Here is a 15,903-nt window from a genome sequence, read left to right on the forward strand (position 1 = left end):
GGGTTAATATGATAAAAGTGCTGATAGTTGAAGATGAAGATCTTATTCGCAAGGGATTAGCCTATGCCTTTGATTGGCTAAAATATGATTGTGTCATTGTTGGGGAAGCGACCAATGGTCAACAAGGGATTGAGCGGATTAAAGAATGTCAACCGGACATTGTTATCACAGATATCCGTATGCCGATTATGGATGGCCTGGAAATGATCAAGTATTTTACAGATAGAAAGTTTGAAGTGGTCATTGTTAGTGGATATGCGGAGTTTGAATATGCAAAAAAAGCAATCGAATATAATGTGAGCGAGTATCTATTAAAACCAATCGACCATAGTAAGCTTGAAGAAACAGTTCAGCTTTTGGTTGAACAGATTAACAAAAAAAAGATTATAGAGCATATCCAGGAAAGAATGAGAAAAATTGAAGAATTTCAATTAATGGATATGGAGATTTATGTTTCTGCCAATAAACATATTCATAAAGAAACAAATGAAATTATTGCATATATCAAAGAAAACTATTATAAAAAAATATCACTTGATCAACTTGCAGAAGGTATCGAGATTAGCACATCAAAAGCAAAGGCGATATTTAAAGAAGATACAGGACATACGTTTAATGATTTTTTGAATAAATATCGAATTCAAATGGCTTTAAAGCTAATCAATGAATCTAGCTTAAAGATATACGAAATAGCCGATGAGGTGGGCTTTGCAGAGTACAAATACTTTTCCAAAGTCTTTAAAAGTTATACGGGATTTTCGCCAAGTGAATTTTTAAATCAAAAGGTTATTCTACATACATTGAATCAATAAAAAACTTGCTTAGCTAACTATTGATTTTTTCATATAGCTATGTTATTATTATAACAAACATATGAAAAGGAGATAAAACCATGGAAACTTTTAAGGCAGTAGTGAAAAAAACAAAAACAGGATTACAGTGTGAAGCAAATTCAAGAGGATTCAAAATGATCTTAGATGAGCCAGAAGAATTAGGCGGAACAGACACAGGAATGAATCCAGTAGAAGCAGTTATCTGTGCACTTGGTGGATGCCAAGCAATTGTTGCAGCAGCATTTGCAGAAGGCGAAGGCTTTGAGTTTGAAGAGTTTTATGTTGAGATAGAGGGAGATCTTGATCCAGCTGGATTTATGGGAGATGAAAGCATCCGACCTGGATATCAAGAAATTCGTTACAAAATGCACTTTAAAACAAATGAAACACAAGAACGTGCAGAAGAATTTGCAAAATTCATTGAAAAAAGATGCCCAGTTGGTGATTGCTTAACTAATGGTGTCAAGATGGTATCTACAGGGGTAGTAAGAGACTAAAGAGATTTAAGGGGATTGCAGATGCAATCCCCTTCAGTTTGAAGGAGATATGGCGTTATGGAAATAAAAATGACAAAAATTCCAGGTGGAAAAAAAGGTACTGTTGGTAAGATAAGCGTTAAAATTGGTGAAACGGTTGAACCCGGAGCGGTATTAGCTCAAGTAGAAACCGCTAAAGGCAATAAGCAAGTTAAAGCTGCTGAGGCTGGAAGTATCGTAGAGATTTTTCATGAAGAAGGACAAGAGGTCGCGTCAGAAGAGACCATGTTTATCATGCAAGCAGATGTAGCTGCACAAGATACAGAAGTATCCCCAGTTTTAGATGAAGAGACAGCTAAGACAGGAAACGCTGCAGAAGAAGTAAAAGCAGATGTATTGATTATTGGTGGTGGCCCAGGAGGCTATGTGGCAGCTATTAATGGAGCAAAGCGTGGCTTAAAGGTTATCCTTGTTGAAAAGGATAGTTTAGGTGGAACCTGCTTAAATCGAGGATGTATCCCTACAAAAGCCTTAGTAAAATCTTCGGAAATCTGTCACAATGTAAAACATGCTGAACTATTTGGCATTGAAGGGGAAACGTCACCGATCGTTAATATGAAAAAAGTGATAGCCCGTAAAAATGATGTTGTCGATAAATTGGTCTCAGGTGTTGAATATTTAATGGAAAAAAATAGTATTCAAGTGATTAAAGGACATGCTCGGTTCATATCCGAGACTTTAGTAGCAGTCTCAGGAGAAAAAGACTATACAATTGATGCAAAGGATATTATCATTGCCACCGGTTCAAAATGCTCAAAAGTAAATATTCCTGGAATCGATCTTCCTTTTGTGATGAACAGTACGACGGCTTTAGAATATGATGAATTACCAAAATCCATAACAATTATTGGTGGTGGAGTTATTGGGATGGAGTTTGCATTTATTTATCGTAATTTTGGTGTAGAGGTACATGTTATCGAATTTATGGATCGATTATTGACAATGGTCGATGAAGAAGTTTCAGAAGAAATTAAAAACATTGCGATTGAAGCAGGCATTGATGTATGTACAGGAGCAAAAGTTACGAATATCCAGAACTCGACAGATGGAAAAGCCGTGGTAACGTATGAATGTAATCAAGGTAGCAAGCTTGTCGTTAGTGAAAAAGTTATTGTAGCTATTGGACGCGAGCCAAACATTGAAGGGCTTGACGTTGAAAAAGCAGGGGTTAAGTTCAATGGAAATGGTAGAGGTATTCAGGTAGATGGACATATGCGTACCAATGTAGAACACATCTATGCAATTGGTGACGTGAACAATATCATGCAATTAGCCCATGTAGCTTCACATCAAGGAATAGTAGCTATTGATAATATACTTGGTGAAGATAAGTCAATGGATTATACAGCTGTTCCCAATGTTATCTTTACTGAGCCAGAGATTGCAAGCGTCGGATTGACAGAAGATGTATGCAAAGCGCAAAGCATAGACTATAAAGTAGGGCGATTTGACTTTATGGGAAATGGGAAAGCCTTGACAATGGAACAAACTAAAGGTTTTATCAAACTAATTAAAGATAAAGAGACAAATAAAATTATCGGAGGAACAATTATTGGAGCAGAAGCTTCATCCCTTATCTCTGCGGTGACAGTTGCTATTGCCAATGGATTGACCGATGAAAATATTCGTGAGACAATTTTTGCCCATCCAACAACAGCAGAAGTGATTCATGAAGCTGCATATGGCCTTGGAATAGGAGTGTTGCATCAGTGATTGGACGTATCTATATATCCGATGAAAATGACCCATACTTTAATGTGTCGAGTGAGCATGCACTGTTTTTAAAATCAACAGAAACAACGCAATTATATTTGTGGCAAAATAGCTCATGTATAGTCTGCGGACGTAATCAAAATGTTCATGCAGAGTGCAACATGGAATTTTTGAAGAAAAATAATATCTTGCCTGTGCGAAGATTTTCAGGTGGTGGTGCGGTTTATCATGACCTTGGTAACCTAAACTTTACTTTTATTACACGAGAAAAAAATGCAGATGTAGATAAGTACCTTCGTGTTATTAAGAAAGCGATGCATTCTATAAATGTTCACTGTGAATTTAGTGGAAGAAATGACTTGCTTACGGATGGAAAGAAATTTTCAGGGCATGCATATTACTCCGATGAGGGGAATTATCTCTATCATGGCACGATTATGGTAGATGTGGATATGGAGACGTTAACTCAGGCGCTTAATCCTTCAAAGTTGAAGATGAAGTCCAAGGGAATTGATTCTGTTCGAAGCCGTGTCGTTAACTTAAGACAAATCCGTGAAGACATTACAATTGATACCGTTAAAAATGCTATGATTCAGGCTTTTCAAGAGATTTTTCACGGAGAATACAACCTAGAGCACATCAACAAAGACAATTTTACACCACCATTGTATGAAAAAATACAAAGCGATGGATGGATTTTTGGTGAATCGCCTGAATTTAGTCTTGGAGTCGAGCGTAAATTAGCTCAGGGCAATGTAGCTATTTCTGTAGATGTTTTGGACGGGAAGATTAATCATATGACCATTCAGACAGACAGTCTAGAGCCATATGACTTTGCAGATTGCATAAACGGGTTAATAGGAACTTTTTATGATGAAGATCTTGTATTTGAACATGTAGAAAACTTCATGATGCAGTAGTTAAGTCGGTGGTGGATTGTTAATAAATGAAAAGTATGATAAAATAAGTAACTAGATTAACAAAGATTAGTTTGGTTGGTGAGAATATGTTTAATTTAGATGATTGCTTTGCTCTTATTATCAGTCGTAGTGGAAAAGTATTTGCAGAAGCTTTAGAAAAAGATTTAAAACCCCATAATATTACAAGACCTCAATGGATTGCTATGTACTATATCTACGATAGCACTACCTTAACACAAAAACAACTTGCAGATAAGATGGCAACAAAAGAACCCACAGTTGTTCGTTTATTGCAAAAGCTAGAATATGAAGGAATGGTTCGAAGAGAGACGAGTAAGGAAGATAAGAGGGTTAATTTTATTTATCTTACTGAAAGCGGAACAAAACTATGTGTCAAACTGACACCTATCGTTGAAAAGTTCAAGGATAATATCATTCGCGGAATCAGTTTAGATGATCTTGAGATTCTTAAAAGATCTTTGGATAAAATGGTTGAAAATGCGACTAATGATGTATAGCTTTTACAACGGCATAAGAAGGACAAGCGAACAAAGATGCAAAATCCCATACGCAGTTATCTGCGTATGGGATTTTTATGTACTAAATGATATTAATTATTCATATATTTACATTCAAAAACATGAAAAAAATGAACATATTGCACTAAAATAATTGAACTTGGAGTATAAAAATGTTATAATTATATCAAGTGAACAAATCCGAGTTAGCGTATCTAAGGCTGTGCTATGAGCGTTAACCGATGGGTATTAGAGAAATCGAATTGCCTCCCGCTATTTGGAAAGGGTTTGATTGACGGTGTTGTTTTTTCAATGTCGTTTATTCGGCTGTCTTTTAAATTAAAGGAGGTATTTTTTGTGAACAAATTTATTCGGGTTAACATGGAGACACTAGAAGTAACCGTTGGAACAGTGCCCGAGAAGTACGCGGGACTGGGAGGAAGAGCGTTAACATCCAACTTTGTTAATGATGAGGTAAAGCCAACATGCCATCCACTAGGAAAAAATAACAAGGTGATTATTGCTCCGGGATTATTAAGTGGAACCACAGCGCCAAACTCAGGAAGGCTCTCAGTAGGAGCAAAAAGTCCGTTGACAGGAACCATCAAAGAATCCAACACAGGAGGATCTTCATCACAAATGCTGGCTAAGATGGGAATTAAGGCTTTAGTCATTGAAGGAATGCCTAAAGAAGATAAGTTCTATATTATTAAGGTCACCATGGATGGAGTTACTATTGAGGAAGCCCCTAGCCAAATACTTGGTGGATGTGGCAATTATGAAGCGATTAAAGTGCTCAATGAAAAGTATGGCAACCATGTGGGTATGGCATTAACGGGACCGGCAGGAGAGTATCGTCTGCCATCAGCTAACATATCATTTAAAGATCCTGATGGAAATATTCGTAGTGCCGGACGTGGTGGTTTAGGTGCAGTTCTTGGCTCGAAAAAGGTGAAGGGAATCGTCATTGATTCTACAGGAGCTTCTTCAGTACCTATCGCTGATCCGGAAAAATTCAAAGCAGCATCCAAAGTCTTTGCAAAAGCATTGCTAGACCATCCGGTTGCGGGACAAGGGCTAGCCGCATATGGAACCGATGTACTTGTTAATATTTTAAATGAGGCAGGAGGTCTTCCGGCGAACAACTTTACAGCAGGTCGTATTGATCATAATGACAATATATCCGGCGAGACAATGAACGCAACGATTACAGAACGAGGTGGAGAAGGAAAAGTCTCCCATGGATGTCATAAGGGATGTATTATTCGATGCTCCCAATGGTATCCGGATAAGCAAGGAAAATACATCACCAGTGGTTTTGAATACGAGACCATTTGGGGATTAGGTGCTGATGGCGGAATTAAAGATTTAGATATTATTGCCTATATCGACCGGGCAATGGATGATGTCGGAGTCGACAGTATTGAGACAGCTGTAGCGGTAGCAACTGCAATGGACGGAGGCTTGATTCCTTGGGGGGATGGAGAGGCAGTTCTTAAAATTGTTCAAGAGATGGCAAAGCCAACACCGCTTGCACGAATTATTGCCAGTGGAACGTCTGTGGTAGGTAAGGTATGTGGATTATTTAGAGTTCCTGTGGTTAAAGATCAAGGAATACCCGCATATGACCCACGTTCAGTCAAAGGGATTGGATTAACATATGCCACAACAACAATGGGAGCCGATCATACGGCAGGTTATTGTATTTCAGGGAATATCCTAAAAGTTGGTGCAGACATTGATCCGCTAAAAAAAGAAGGTCAAGTTGAATATGCAAGAGCCATGCAGATTGGAACAGCGGCAATTGACAGTTCGGGAATGTGTCTATTTGTATACTTTGGAATCGCAGACAATCCGGGTGGATATCAAGCATTGATTGATATGATTAATGCCCAATATGGATTGGAATTGACTGCCGATGATTTGGATACATTAGGAAAAGCTGTACTTAAAGTAGAAAAAGATTTTAATACACGTGCCGGGTTTACTAATCATCATGATCGACTTCCTGAATTTATGGAGTATGAGCCTTTGCCACCACATAATGAAGTGTGGAACTTTACACCGGAAGAGATTGACGAAGTCTGGAACTTTTGACCCAATGACCGATGAAAAAAAACAATTGGAAATTCGTGGGTTTTTGCAATTAGATGCTTTTCTTAAAAAGAAATATGGAACAATGCCTGTGTTTTATGAGATTGACGGACCGATAACAGGAATAGAATTGGCAAAAGAACTGGGAATTAAACGAGAAGACATCGAAGTGATTTTTGTTAATGGGTTTGTCCAGGAGGTGAACTATACCTTAAATCCCGGAGACCGTATGGCTTTTTTACCTCCGGGGTGTCCTGGACCCTATAGAATTGCACTGGGATTTTATGGTAAGAATCAAGACAATGCAGCAAATTTTAAGATTCAGCGAAAGGATTCCAAATAATGAAGATTACAGTCAAGCTATTTGCAACCTTAAGAAACTATGGTGAGAACATATGTGAGATGGAGGTTAGTGACGATGCAACGCCGTTATCGGTGATGCATATGATGCGCATCCCTCCTCAGGAAGTATCGATTGTCATGATTAACGGCAAGCGAGTGAACGAACAGACGCCGTTAAAGCAGGCAGATACCGTTGCGTTATTCCCACCAGTAGGAGGTGGATGATGCGCTATGCTCGTAATGGTATCTTCACAGAGCAAGAGATGGTACGACTAAAGCATGCCCGTGTATGCATTGTCGGATGTGGAGGTCTGGGAGGATATATACTTGAGATGATGACGCGAGTGGGCGTTGGATATCTTAGGGTTATTGATGGGGATTGCTTTAGTCCAAGTAATCTTAACCGTCAAATACTCTCACGAGAAGATAATATGGGGCAGGCAAAAGTACATGCTGCAAAAGAACGGGTTCAAGAGATTAACAAAGAAGTTGAGATTGACTGTATCGCAGACTATCTGGATGAGCAAAATGCAGAGACAATGCTAGAAGGGCATGATCTTGTTATGGATGCACTGGATTCTATAGCAAGTAGATATGTATTACAAAAAACTTGTGAAGCATTAGAGATTCCTCTGGTCCATGGAGCTATTGCCGGATGGTATGGTCAAGTTGCAGTTATCTTTCCAGGCGATAGACTATTAGATTTAGTCTACAAAAGTCCGTTTGATGGAGTACAGCCCCCCGGAATAGAAACAAAACTTGGCAACCCTTCCTTTAGTCCGGCGACGATAGCATCTATTCAAGTATCAGAAGGATTAAAGGTTTTGCTTCAGAGGGGGACGGTTTTAAGAAAAAAATTATTGTATATTGATCTTTTAGATAATGAATTTCATATTATAAACTTATAGTAATTAAATAGTATAATTCCGAGTCAGCGACCCTAAGGGAAACTATGGATCGATGACCTGGGTTAGGGGAGAAATCCGCTAGCCTCCCGTGTTTGGAAAGGAAGACTTGTTAAGGGTACTTCTATGTCTGAAGTACTCTTTTTCTTTATATTATAGGAAGGAGGAGTGTGTTGAAACGAGGGATATTCATAATAATCTGTATACTTTTGGGTCTTTGGACAACAGGGTGCCAACAACAAGAAGACTTTGGCAACAATACGGTGAATACATATATATTAGACCTTGATGAAAACTTTGAGCGTGTAGAAGAAAAAGAAGATGAAAATATTTTAAGAGTATATGACTTAGGCAAGCAGACATATAGTGTTGTAACTAAGGTTATGGGATTTGAAGGCATGATTTTCATAGATGTGAGACTGGAAGACCAAGCAATCCATGAAGTGAAGATTATTCATGAAAATGAATCGGAAGGTTATGGACATTATATTGTTGAATCTTGGTTTTTGGAACGGTTTCAAATATCTGGTTATGAAGAACTTAAGTTGACAAAGTATTTTAAAGAGCAGGAAGATGAAGTTGTTGCAGTTACAGGTGCGACAATTTCAAGTCAAGCGGTACTTGATGCAGTTAATAATACATTGGATATTATAGGAGGGTAGTCTATGCAAATGGGTAAGAAGGTACTAATCATATTTTTTACGATGGTGTTGATAATGACAGGATGTAAGTCAGGCTCAGCAGAACAAGAAGCGATAACAGATGTGGATCAAGGGTCGGCTAGTGGAGGACAAGAGCAGGAACAGGCGCTAACATATGAGGGAGAACTGTCTTTTGAAGGAGAAGCTGAGTTTTCCATAGCATATGATGAGATTTATGGAATGGACGCAGTGGAAAGAACCGTCAAACATATTTCCTCGAGTGGAGAAGAGACCACCAATACGGTAAAAGGGGTCTTGCTTTCGGAGATTCTATCAGCGCATGGAATTGACCAGCAAATGTTGGGCTCCATACGATTTAGTGCAGGTGATGGGTATGCAATTGATGTTCCTCAAGATATTGTTCGCGAAAAAGAGATTGTATTAGCGTGGATGTTTGATGGAGAAATGCTTGATGAACGAAAAATGCCTCTTCGTGTGGCAATTGATGATGTGCGCTCTATGTATTATGCTTCGAATTTATCCAAAGTAATCCTTGGAGAAGCAAAAGAAGTTGTCGAAGAACAAAATGAAGCAATAGAGAAAAAAATCGTGATGCTCGATACGGCCATCGCAGGCTTAGAAAAACTTCCATATGTATATTATGAGAGTCAAGACATGGCGATTAATGTCAAAGAGCTTTTTGGTGCATTTAGTTCAAACCCCTCGGATACAGTGTCTTTTGTTGCCATAGACGGATATGAAAAAACAGAAAGTTATGATGTGGTTAGTGAAGGGTTCATCAAATATACAGGTGAGGACGCACCACTTTTTACAGGACGAGATCTTCCCAAAGGAATGAATGTAAAATATATCTTATCTCTTAGTACAGAAGATGTAACCTATCTATCTGTAATGGGGGCTATGGATAAGCTAAACGTCGAGATGATTGATGGGAATATGGGCGTTAATCTAAAAGAAGTCGTGGACTTGATTGGGTGGTCGGCACAGACATATATTTTGACAGCGGCAGACGGCTATGAAAAGCAAGTGAGTGCACAAGATCTTGAGATAGGCATCGCATACCTTGAGGAGGATGCAACGGTAACAGCCATATTTAATGTGGATAATCCGGGAAAATCAAAGGTCAAGGAGCTTATATCTATTCGAGCAGAAAATAGTGAAAAAGCTGACACTTTAACAGAAGATGAGAATCAGATGGAAGGTGTCAATTGGGTCGTTACCATTGATGGATTAAGCGATGGTTCCTTTGAATTTGATCGAGAACGAGCTGAACGAAAATTAACATTAATTGACCTCCATACAGAAAAAATGAAAAATGATGAAAAAATTCCTGAGGACTGGCAGGGATATCGAGTTTTAGACATCCTTGAATTTTTAAAGGTAGACGATTTTGAGAGCATTGTTGTTACTGCGCAAGATGGATATGAAGTAGAACTATCTAAAGATTTAGTGGATGGCGAGACGATTCTTGCCGTTGTAAAAGATGGAGAAGCGATGACTGAAGAAGATAATTTGGTTCAGTTGGTACAAAACACAGAGTTTGCAACAACTTGGGTGAAGGGTGTTGCAAGGATTACGGTCAAATAAATGATAAATCTAAAACGTTTTTCAGTTTTTGAACTTGTAGTTATGGCCTTGCTTGCGTCCATTGGTCTTGCTGCAAAACCAGTTGTTGTACCCTTAGCACATATGATTACAGTACCTCTGGGAATTCCCGGAGGTGCAATTGCCGGGGGGCTATATATGTTTTGGATTGTACTGGCAGGTGGTTTGGTAAAAAAAAGAGGCGCAGCGACAATAACGGCTTTCACCCAAGCAATTATTGTTATGGTGACGGGACTTATGGGAAGTCATGGGCTATTAAGTATTATTACCTATACATTGCCCGGTTTAATCATTGATGTGTACTTAATTATTTTTCGAAGACACTTAAGTACGTCAACAGATTTTTTTGTTGCAGGTATCCTTGCTAATATGGCGGGAGCCTATATGACGATATTAGTATTTTTTCGCTTACCTTTAATTCCTACGTTAACTAGCCTTTCAGCAGCTGTTTTTTCTGGAGGGATTGGCGGTTTGATTGCCTATCGGCTATATCTAAGTATTATGAGTACGGGGGTGATTTCAAGTGATGATACGTAAGTTTTTAGGTCTTATGCTATTGGCCGGGCTACTAACGGGATGTCAAAGGGAAGTTGCAACAGAGCCATTTGAGGTTAAAGGGGATATCGAAACATGGACAATTATTGAAGATACAACGAAGCCTCTAGATACCATGGAGTTGATTAACGCACTGACGCCTTTATATGGGACATTTGATCTGGTGATTAGTTCAAGAGATGGATTTTCCATCCGATTAAGTGGAGAGACCATTGATAATACATCCCTTAAGTATTCACCTTCAACAGGCTGGATGTTTGTCTCTGAGCATCATCCGGTCAATAGCCGCGTGAAGTGGATTAGTGAAGTTATCGTGGTCAAGAAAAAACAGGAGGAGCCTAACTTTAGCGCAGGTCTTAATATTATCCGAGACGATCAAAACATCCATAAATCTTTAGGTGAGCTTTTATCAATGGAGTATGGTATGCGCTTTCATATTGACGGAACAACAGAGCAAGAAGGCAATTCAATTGATGTTATGAAGAAAGTGCGTTTTTTCCCGTTAAAAACATGGATAGAAGAAGGCTATGACTGGCTTTTAGTTATGGATGGAAGTGGAGAACATCACTATATCCGAGAAGGGGACTACTCGATCGAAATGCAAAATAGGCAATTGAACTTACGCGGTGTTCATGGACAGGAGATAGAGGATGTGGTTGGAGTCATCGTTGACCCACCTGCACAGACAGTGATGGATAATTATTATGATGCAATGAATTATATAGAAAAAGGGATTCCCGTGCTCACAATCTTTATTGATGGATTTGCTTTTGAACAATGGGAACAAGTAAAAGAAGAATATCCAAGCTTATACATATCCAAGCAGAAATTTTCAAAAGCGAGTACAGTATATACACCGGTAACAAATGCGGGATTTGCAGCGATGATATCTGGACAAGTTCCAAAGCAAACAGGAATTATGGACCGTTCGGTTCGTCGTCCGGCATGTGATACGATATATAATCAGGTGGAAGAAGGTGTTCTTATAGATGGTCTTGTCAAAATTCTAGATGTTCCTTGTAAACTATATTTAGAAAATGATGAAGATGATGATGGGTACACAGATGAAGAAGTATATGTAAAAGCCCTGGATATTCCAAGTGAGAAATATATGCTCGTACATTTTAATGGTGTTGATGAAGCGGGACATGATTATGGACCGTATGATGAAAAAACAATAAATAAAATTATTGAAGTGGATGGTTATGTCGAGGAACTTGCCAATCGCTGGCCTGGAAAAGTGATTATCCTTGCAGACCATGGCATGCATAAGACAAGTGAAGGCGGCGATCATGGGGAGTTTCGAGTGGAGGATATGTTTATTCCTTATCTGATAATTGATGGAGGACAATATGAGTAAACAGATGAAAGGTATTGTGATAGTTTTAGTTATCGTAGGGCTTGTATTAGGGGTAAGCATCTATATGGGCAAGGACGATTTGGCACTTAGGACACAATTAAATAATGATGCAGTATTTGAGATTTTTGACCAAGGCAATGCGGTAGCTACGTATACAATGGAAGAGATAGAAGCATTAGGCGCATCAGAGTTTAAGGCGCATCTAAAATCTAGTGGTCAGGCTGCAGTTGAATATACCTATCAAGGGGTTCTGATGAAAACGATTTTAGAGGATGCAGGAGTGGATTTTGAAGGAAAAGATTCAGCCATCGTTACAGCGGTAGATGGATATGCTGTATCGGTTGGCATGGATAAGTTAATGGATGATGATAATGTATATCTAGCATATATGCGTGAAGGGGAACTGCTTGGAACGTATGAAGATGGCGGAAGGGGACCTTATATGATGATTATACGTAAAGACCAGTTTAGCCAATATTGGTGTAAGTATGCCTACCGAGTGGAGTTACAATAATGATTGTACTTAATAGAGTTGCTTTTTCATATAAAAAAGTACAACCGCTTTTGCGAGAAATCAATCTTGTGATTAATCGAGGTGAGCATATTGGTATAATGGGCTCAAGTGGTTCGGGTAAGTCAACACTTTTAAAAATCATTAATGGAACGATTGACATTCAAAGGGTTCAAGGAGAATATCATCGACCGGATGAGCTGACCTTTGGAAGTGTGTATCAAAATTTAGATAACCAGATTATTTTTCCCAACGTGTTGGATGAGATTGTATTTGGCATGGAGAACTTGTGTTATTCGAAGAAGCAAATGGATGAAAAACTCATTGAAGTTACACAGATACTTGATATTGAGCATTTGCTCGCAGAAGAGACGAGGCATTTATCCGGGGGCGAAAAGCAATTGGTTATAATGGCATCGATTCTTTGTCTAGATGTAGATGTACTGATTTTAGATGAATGCATGAGCCAAGTAGATGAACGAGGCAAGGCATTGATTTTAAAGGCGATTGATGCACTAAAAATAAAGGCAACGACGGTTATTATGGTGGATCATGAGAAGGCGCATCTAGAAAATATGGACCGGTTGTACCAAGTGAAGGATGGCCAGTTAATGATTATATGAGAGGTGTATATATGGAAGCAATCATCCGATTAGATGGAGTATCCTATAGAGTAAAAGAAAAAGATATCTTATCGAATATCAACCTATCCTTATATAAAGGAGAGATTGTTGCTTTGACAGGTCCTAATGGTGCCGGTAAAACTACGCTCTCAAAAGTTATGATGGGGGTATTACAGCCAACACAAGGAAAAGCATATATTGAAGAGCAAGATTTAGAGACGATGAAGCTATTTGAAGTAGGGCGTAAGATAGGCTATATGTTTCAAAATCCTACACACCAGATTTTTATGGCGACGGTGAAAGAGGAACTGAGTTTTGCTATGCGATATAACAAGTGCTCCAAAGAGAAGATAAGAGAAGAAACAAATACTATGATGAACGTATTTAACTTGAATATCATACAAGAGCATTTGACCTATCATTTGAGTCAAGGGGAAAAGCAGCGTGTAGCGCTTGCAACAATATTGATGAACAGACCACAATACCTAATACTTGATGAACCGTTTAAAGGATTAGACGAAGAACATAAACATCAAATGATAAACTACTTAAAGACAATCCATAGACAGGGGGTTGGGATTTTGATTATTACCCATAATCAATACATCATTAAGACATTGGCAGATCGAGTGCTTTTTATGGGAGGTGGTTACATTGAGCATGACAAAAGTGTTTGATCCTCGAACAAAGATTATTTTCGTCTTTTTCTTTACAGCGGTTGCGATTTTCTTTGGAAATATGATGGTGTTAAATATTACCTTAGTGATTGGCGTTTGCTTTGCATTATTTTTTCGCGTTCGCCTTGTTCCTCTGTTCAAACGTATGCAGAAGTTCCTTCGCTTTTTTTTGGTATTGATTATTATTCAAAGTATTTTTGTTGCCGAAGGAGAGGTCATCTTTCGGCTCTTTGGCGTGAAACTATTGACGGATGTGGGGATTATCCGTGGTGTTCAGTATCTTTATCGGATGTTGGTAGTTATCCTATCTGGAGCCATTATCTCAACATCAGGTCTTAAAGATAACTTACAAGCCTTAGTCCAGCTAGGACTTCCCTATGATGTAGGGTTTATGTGTGCTATTGGCATTCGATTTTTGCCGATTTTCATGGAAGATATTAAAAATACTCAGATGGCTCTAGGGTTACGAGGGATTGATTTTGAATCGTTAAAGCTTACGGACCGTATTCAAATGGTCACGACACTTTTTTTGCCAACGGTTGTAGGTGCACTACAAAGAGCCAAAGAACTATCATTATCAGCAGAGGCTAGAGGCTATAAGATACAAAGCAAGCGAAGCTATTATCGATGGTTGAAGTTTTCGGCCATGGATTATGGAATGATTGTGATGGTTATGGTTCTATTTATTGGTTTAGTGGTTTGGAAAGGATAAAAAGATGAAGGTGTTTTCAGTATGTGGATTTACATCAACAGGAAAAACAACAACAGTTGAAGGAATTATCAAAGAACTAAAGCGACGTAACTATTCAGTAGGCTCGGTCAAAGATATTCATTTTGAAGACTTTCGAATAGATACTCAAGGAAGCAATACCCATCGACATCGTATGGCAGGTGCAGAACTAGTGACAGCTAGAGGGCTTCACGAGACGGATATTTTATTTCCAAGGCAGTTGAATATTTATGAGATACAAGCGTTTTATGATGTGGATTATTTGGTAATAGAAGGAATGTGTGATGCAAATATTGCGCATATACTTACAGGTAAGACAAAGCAGGACTTAGAGAATAAGTATAATGACCGCGTCTTTATGATTTCAGGGAAAATAGCTGATACGATTACAGAATATAAAGGACTTCCGGCAATAAGTATTTTTGATGACCCTAAGAGAATGGTAGACTTGATTGAGGAAAAAACGTTTGAATTGTTGCCTGATTTTGATGAAAAATGTTGTGGAGCTTGTGGAATGGATTGCAGACAGTTTTGTGCATCTGTAATACACGAAAATAGAGATATAAGAGAGTGTGTGCTTTATTCTAGTGATGTTCAGATGAAAATTAATGGTCAGTCCATAGAGATGGTTCCCTTTGTACAGAAAATATTAAAAAATGCTGTGATAGGTGTTGCAAGTGAACTTGATGGATGGACGTCTAATGGCAAATTAGAGATTACTATAGGTAGGGATTATGCAGATAGATAAAAACTTTCATTCTAAAAGAAACTGTGTTAGGCTAATTCAAGATAATGAACATATATATGTAGAGAAGAAGTTTTTTAACCTCATGGATTATAGAACAGAGTGTGAATGGTATATGATGCTTAGAAAAAGGGGGTTTTATATTCCGAAGCTTCTAAACAGCAACACAGATACATTGACACTTCAGATGGAATATATTCAAGGGATAACGTTATTAGAACATTTGGAGATTCTGGAAGCTATGAATGACCAAGAAGGTGCCATACTTTGGATGAGTCGTTTGTTTGAGAACTTTAAGAGGCTTAACCAACAAGTGGGATGCTATTATTCAGATGTGAACTTGCGTAATTTTTTAGTTCTTGGGGATCGATTATATCTTTTGGACTTTGAAGCGATCCGTAGTGGTAAAGAATTGCCCATTGCAAAGACATTAGCATTTTATCTTTTATATAGACCGATGAAGACTTCATTTAAGCAAAAGGTAGTTAAAATGTGCCTTTGCAATAACATGCAAGGGCACATAGAACCCAAAGTGTGGGAATGGGTTGAACATATAGAACAAAGGCGTCTGTGA

19 protein-coding genes and 2 riboswitches are annotated in these 15,903 nt (G+C 38.4%); all 19 genes read left to right on the forward strand.

The features are described 5' to 3' along the window. Positions 1-8 precede the first annotated feature (8 nt). The 19 genes from QBE53_04615 (at position 9) to QBE53_04705 (ending at position 15,903) form a co-directional block, all read left to right on the forward strand. Entirely contained in the window at positions 9-812 is an 804-nt protein-coding gene (locus tag QBE53_04615; protein ID WZL82392.1) for a response regulator, read from the forward strand. An 80-nt stretch (positions 813-892) separates the two neighbouring features. After that, entirely contained in the window at positions 893-1,330 is a 438-nt protein-coding gene (locus QBE53_04620) for an OsmC family protein (GenBank protein WZL82393.1), read from the forward strand. 57 nt (positions 1,331-1,387) lie between these two features. Continuing rightward, complete coding sequence (gene lpdA, locus QBE53_04625) at positions 1,388-3,082, forward strand: dihydrolipoyl dehydrogenase (protein WZL82394.1); 1,695 nt, start codon at positions 1,388-1,390, stop codon at positions 3,080-3,082. Then, positions 3,079-4,002, forward strand: a complete 924-nt coding sequence (locus QBE53_04630; protein WZL82395.1) for a lipoate--protein ligase — start codon at positions 3,079-3,081, stop codon at positions 4,000-4,002. Before lpdA ends, QBE53_04630 begins: the two co-directional genes overlap by 4 nt. Before the next feature lie 86 nt (positions 4,003-4,088). Then, a complete protein-coding gene (locus QBE53_04635) occupies positions 4,089-4,520 on the forward strand; it encodes a MarR family transcriptional regulator (protein ID WZL82396.1) in 432 nt (143 codons plus the stop codon). 187 nt (positions 4,521-4,707) lie between these two features. Beyond that, positions 4,708-4,824, forward strand: a riboswitch (molybdenum cofactor riboswitch). 8 nt (positions 4,825-4,832) lie between these two features. Further along, positions 4,833-6,617, forward strand: coding sequence for an aldehyde ferredoxin oxidoreductase C-terminal domain-containing protein (locus QBE53_04640; GenBank protein WZL83264.1), 1,785 nt, complete (start codon positions 4,833-4,835; stop codon positions 6,615-6,617). Beyond that, on the forward strand, positions 6,595-6,957 hold the full coding sequence (locus QBE53_04645) for a MoaD/ThiS family protein (protein ID WZL82397.1): 363 nt from the start codon (positions 6,595-6,597) through the stop codon (positions 6,955-6,957). The genes QBE53_04640 and QBE53_04645 overlap by 23 nt, the downstream gene beginning before the upstream one ends. Further along, positions 6,957-7,181 carry a MoaD/ThiS family protein gene (locus QBE53_04650; GenBank protein WZL82398.1) on the forward strand — a complete coding sequence of 75 codons (225 nt, stop codon included), beginning with the start codon at positions 6,957-6,959 and terminating at the stop codon, positions 7,179-7,181. Before QBE53_04645 ends, QBE53_04650 begins: the two co-directional genes overlap by 1 nt. Next, positions 7,178-7,864, forward strand: coding sequence for a HesA/MoeB/ThiF family protein (locus tag QBE53_04655; GenBank protein WZL82399.1), 687 nt, complete (start codon positions 7,178-7,180; stop codon positions 7,862-7,864). Before QBE53_04650 ends, QBE53_04655 begins: the two co-directional genes overlap by 4 nt. 4 nt (positions 7,865-7,868) lie before the next feature. Continuing rightward, a riboswitch (molybdenum cofactor riboswitch) is annotated at positions 7,869-7,983 on the forward strand. A 51-nt stretch (positions 7,984-8,034) separates the two neighbouring features. Then, positions 8,035-8,523 (forward strand): FMN-binding protein, encoded by a 489-nt coding sequence (locus tag QBE53_04660; GenBank protein WZL82400.1) that lies wholly within the window; start codon positions 8,035-8,037, stop codon positions 8,521-8,523. Positions 8,524-8,526: 3 nt separating this feature from the next. Then, on the forward strand, positions 8,527-10,110 hold the full coding sequence (locus QBE53_04665) for a hypothetical protein (GenBank protein WZL82401.1): 1,584 nt from the start codon (positions 8,527-8,529) through the stop codon (positions 10,108-10,110). Further along, positions 10,111-10,665, forward strand: a complete 555-nt coding sequence (locus QBE53_04670; GenBank protein ID WZL82402.1) for an ECF transporter S component — start codon at positions 10,111-10,113, stop codon at positions 10,663-10,665. It abuts the gene before it with no gap. Further along, the gene (locus QBE53_04675) at positions 10,655-12,043 is read left to right on the forward strand and encodes an alkaline phosphatase family protein (GenBank protein WZL83265.1); all 1,389 of its coding nucleotides are present in this window, start codon (positions 10,655-10,657) and stop codon (positions 12,041-12,043) included. Before QBE53_04670 ends, QBE53_04675 begins: the two co-directional genes overlap by 11 nt. Beyond that, the gene (locus QBE53_04680) at positions 12,036-12,557 is read left to right on the forward strand and encodes a molybdopterin-dependent oxidoreductase (protein ID WZL82403.1); all 522 of its coding nucleotides are present in this window, start codon (positions 12,036-12,038) and stop codon (positions 12,555-12,557) included. Before QBE53_04675 ends, QBE53_04680 begins: the two co-directional genes overlap by 8 nt. Beyond that, a complete protein-coding gene (locus QBE53_04685; GenBank protein WZL82404.1) occupies positions 12,557-13,177 on the forward strand; it encodes an ABC transporter ATP-binding protein in 621 nt (206 codons plus the stop codon). The genes QBE53_04680 and QBE53_04685 overlap by 1 nt, the downstream gene beginning before the upstream one ends. 11 nt (positions 13,178-13,188) lie before the next feature. After that, on the forward strand, positions 13,189-13,854 hold the full coding sequence (locus tag QBE53_04690; protein WZL82405.1) for an ABC transporter ATP-binding protein: 666 nt from the start codon (positions 13,189-13,191) through the stop codon (positions 13,852-13,854). After that, the gene (locus tag QBE53_04695; protein ID WZL83266.1) at positions 13,838-14,566 is read left to right on the forward strand and encodes an energy-coupling factor transporter transmembrane component T; all 729 of its coding nucleotides are present in this window, start codon (positions 13,838-13,840) and stop codon (positions 14,564-14,566) included. The genes QBE53_04690 and QBE53_04695 overlap by 17 nt, the downstream gene beginning before the upstream one ends. Positions 14,567-14,570: 4 nt before the next feature. Continuing rightward, entirely contained in the window at positions 14,571-15,332 is a 762-nt protein-coding gene (locus QBE53_04700; GenBank protein WZL82406.1) for a molybdopterin-guanine dinucleotide biosynthesis protein MobB, read from the forward strand. After that, a complete protein-coding gene (locus QBE53_04705) occupies positions 15,319-15,903 on the forward strand; it encodes a hypothetical protein (GenBank protein WZL82407.1) in 585 nt (194 codons plus the stop codon). Before QBE53_04700 ends, QBE53_04705 begins: the two co-directional genes overlap by 14 nt.

This window comes from Vallitaleaceae bacterium 9-2 (assembly GCA_038396585.1).
In the GTDB taxonomy this organism is placed as follows: domain Bacteria; phylum Bacillota; class Clostridia; order Lachnospirales; family Vallitaleaceae; genus UBA1351.

What these genes read in the sequence shown, in the direction of transcription:
- QBE53_04615 (WZL82392.1), top strand. Translation starts at nt 9, where the DNA reads ATGATAAAAGTGCTGATAGTTGAAGATGAAGATCTTATTCGCAAGGGA.
- QBE53_04620 (WZL82393.1), top strand. Translation starts at nt 893, where the DNA reads ATGGAAACTTTTAAGGCAGTAGTGAAAAAAACAAAAACAGGATTACAG.
- lpdA (WZL82394.1), top strand. Translation starts at nt 1,388, where the DNA reads ATGGAAATAAAAATGACAAAAATTCCAGGTGGAAAAAAAGGTACTGTT.
- QBE53_04635 (WZL82396.1), top strand. Translation starts at nt 4,089, where the DNA reads ATGTTTAATTTAGATGATTGCTTTGCTCTTATTATCAGTCGTAGTGGA.
- QBE53_04640 (WZL83264.1), top strand. Translation starts at nt 4,833, where the DNA reads ATGTCGTTTATTCGGCTGTCTTTTAAATTAAAGGAGGTATTTTTTGTG.
- QBE53_04650 (WZL82398.1), top strand. Translation starts at nt 6,957, where the DNA reads ATGAAGATTACAGTCAAGCTATTTGCAACCTTAAGAAACTATGGTGAG.
- QBE53_04655 (WZL82399.1), top strand. Translation starts at nt 7,178, where the DNA reads ATGATGCGCTATGCTCGTAATGGTATCTTCACAGAGCAAGAGATGGTA.
- QBE53_04665 (WZL82401.1), top strand. Translation starts at nt 8,527, where the DNA reads ATGCAAATGGGTAAGAAGGTACTAATCATATTTTTTACGATGGTGTTG.
- QBE53_04670 (WZL82402.1), top strand. Translation starts at nt 10,111, where the DNA reads ATGATAAATCTAAAACGTTTTTCAGTTTTTGAACTTGTAGTTATGGCC.
- QBE53_04675 (WZL83265.1), top strand. Translation starts at nt 10,655, where the DNA reads ATGATACGTAAGTTTTTAGGTCTTATGCTATTGGCCGGGCTACTAACG.
- QBE53_04680 (WZL82403.1), top strand. Translation starts at nt 12,036, where the DNA reads ATGAGTAAACAGATGAAAGGTATTGTGATAGTTTTAGTTATCGTAGGG.
- QBE53_04685 (WZL82404.1), top strand. Translation starts at nt 12,557, where the DNA reads ATGATTGTACTTAATAGAGTTGCTTTTTCATATAAAAAAGTACAACCG.
- QBE53_04690 (WZL82405.1), top strand. Translation starts at nt 13,189, where the DNA reads ATGGAAGCAATCATCCGATTAGATGGAGTATCCTATAGAGTAAAAGAA.
- QBE53_04695 (WZL83266.1), top strand. Translation starts at nt 13,838, where the DNA reads ATGACAAAAGTGTTTGATCCTCGAACAAAGATTATTTTCGTCTTTTTC.
- QBE53_04700 (WZL82406.1), top strand. Translation starts at nt 14,571, where the DNA reads ATGAAGGTGTTTTCAGTATGTGGATTTACATCAACAGGAAAAACAACA.
- QBE53_04705 (WZL82407.1), top strand. Translation starts at nt 15,319, where the DNA reads ATGCAGATAGATAAAAACTTTCATTCTAAAAGAAACTGTGTTAGGCTA.